The organism is Agromyces sp. NPDC055520 (genome assembly GCF_053619715.1).
This window is the reverse complement of the sequence record NZ_JBSHJY010000090.1, coordinates 1-1,938: the sequence shown is the minus strand read 5'-3', so window position 1 is coordinate 1,938 and position 1,938 is coordinate 1. Positions and strand designations below refer to the sequence as shown.

At 66.8% G+C, this 1,938-nt stretch carries 2 protein-coding genes; both read right to left on the bottom strand.

Annotated features, from left to right (window positions below):
• Positions 1-61: 61 nt before the first annotated feature.
• Positions 62-856 carry an ABC transporter permease gene (locus ACWGST_RS17005; RefSeq protein ID WP_452047850.1) on the bottom strand — a complete coding sequence of 265 codons (795 nt, stop codon included), beginning with the start codon at positions 854-856 and terminating at the stop codon, positions 62-64.
• A gap of 16 nt (positions 857-872) precedes the next feature.
• Positions 873-1,805: an ABC transporter permease gene (locus ACWGST_RS17000; protein ID WP_452047849.1), complete on the bottom strand. Its 933-nt coding sequence runs from the start codon at positions 1,803-1,805 to the stop codon at positions 873-875.
• Positions 1,806-1,938: the final 133 nt, after the last annotated feature.

Here is a 1,938-nt window from a genome sequence, read left to right as displayed (position 1 = left end):
CGCCTCAGCTGAGGCGGCATCGAGTGCCCGTTCGGCGGGTGCGGGGCGGGTGCGGCGGGGCTCAGCTCCGCCGCTCCTCCGTGCCCGAGAGCCGCTGCGCGATGTAGATCGGGATGATCGACACGAGCACGAGCACGACCGCGATCACCGAGACGATCGGCGCCTGACTCGGCCGGAACATGTTGTTGAGGATGAAGATCGGCAGCGTCGTCACCCCGGAACCCGCGGTGAACGTCGTCACGATGATCTCGTCGAAACTGAGCGCGAACGCGAGCAGCCCGCCGGCAAGGAGCGCCGACCGCAGTTGTGGGAACGTCACGAGCCGGAAGGTCGTCCAGACTCCCGCCCCGAGGTCGGCGGAGGCCTCCTCGAGGTTCGTGCCCTGACGGCGCAGCCTCGCGATCACGTTGTTGAACACGGTCACGATGCAGAAGGTCGCGTGCGCGATGACGACGGTCCAGATCGAGAGCGGCACGCCCATGATCGTGCGGAAGAAGTTGTTGAGCGCGATACCGGTGATGATGCCGGGCAGCGCGATCGGCAGGATGACGAGCAGGCTGATCGCCTCGCGTCCGAAGAAGTCGAAGCGCTGCAACGCGATCGAGATGAGGGTGCCGAGCACGAGCGAGATGATCGTCGAGACGATCGCGACCTGAACGCTCGTCGCCACCGCTTCGAGCGCACCGGCGCTCTGGAAGGCGCGCCCCCACCACTCGAGCGTGAACCCGGGCGGCGGCCAGCTCAGCGACGTCGAGGTCGAGAACGAGTTGACGAGAACGACGAACAGCGGCACGTAGACGACGAGCAGGATGAGTCCCGTGATGACGGCGAGCACCGTGCGGGACAGGCTTGACATGCGCATCGGATGCTCCTTAGAGACTGTTGAGCGCGCCGGTGCGACGCACGAGGAAGAGGTAGCCGAAGATGATCACGATCGGGATGAGCGCGATCGCTGAGGCGAGCGGCAGGTTGTTCGCCGCTCCGACGTTCGTATAGACGAGGTTGCCGAGCATCTGGTTCGCGCCGCCGACGATGTTGACCGTGATGTAGTCGCCGAGCGACAGCGAGAAGCTGAAGATCGTGCCCGCGATGATGGCCGGCAGCACGAGCGGGAAGACGATGAGGCGCAGCGTCGGCCAGGCCTTGCCGCCGAGGTCTCCGGATGCCTCGAGCAACGAGTCGGGCACGCGCTCGAGTCCTGCGTAGATGGGCAGGATCACGTACGGCAGCCACAGGTACGACAGCGTGATCACCGTGGCCGGCAGGCCGTAGCCGGGCGTGTGCCCGCCGAACGGCGAGACGAGCCACTCGAGGATGCCGTCTTGCGAGAGCACCGATCGCCAGGCGTATGCCTTGACGAGGTACGACGCCCACAGTGGGGTGAGCACGGCGATCACGAGGATCCGGCGCATGCGCGGGCTCGCGACCTTGGCCATGAAGAAGGCGATCGGCAGCGCGAGCGCCACGTCGATGAGGGTGACGAGCAGCGCGACGCCGACCGTGCGCAGCGTCACCGTCTGGTAGAGCGACCCGGTCACGACCTCGACGATGTTGTCGAGGGTCCACGACTGGGTGATCTCGCCGGTGAAGCTGTCGACCGACCAGAACGCCGTGACGAGCAGCAGCACGAGGGCGACGATGTAGACCACGCCGAGCCAGAACAGTGGGGCCGCCAGCAGCAGCATGAGCCGGAGTCGGGGGTGGGTGCTGAGCAGTACCGAGCCGCGGCGTGCAGCGGTCGCCTTCGGGGCCGGCACGGCGGGGCGCGTGCCGTGGGACGCCCCGGTCGGAGCTGTGGTGGTCATGGCGTGTCCTTTCAGGGGAGCGAGGTCGAGTGGTGGGCCGGGGCGCGCCCCCCCCCCCCCCCCCCCCGGGTGACCCCCAGAAAACCAGCCCCCCCCCCACAAAAAAAAAAAAAAAAAAAACCCACACACAAAA

Coding starts and splice junctions, on each gene's coding strand:
- ACWGST_RS17005 (WP_452047850.1), bottom strand. CDS start 856: ATGTCAAGCCTGTCCCGCACGGTGCTCGCCGTCATCACGGGACTCATC.
- ACWGST_RS17000 (WP_452047849.1), bottom strand. CDS start 1,805: ATGACCACCACAGCTCCGACCGGGGCGTCCCACGGCACGCGCCCCGCC.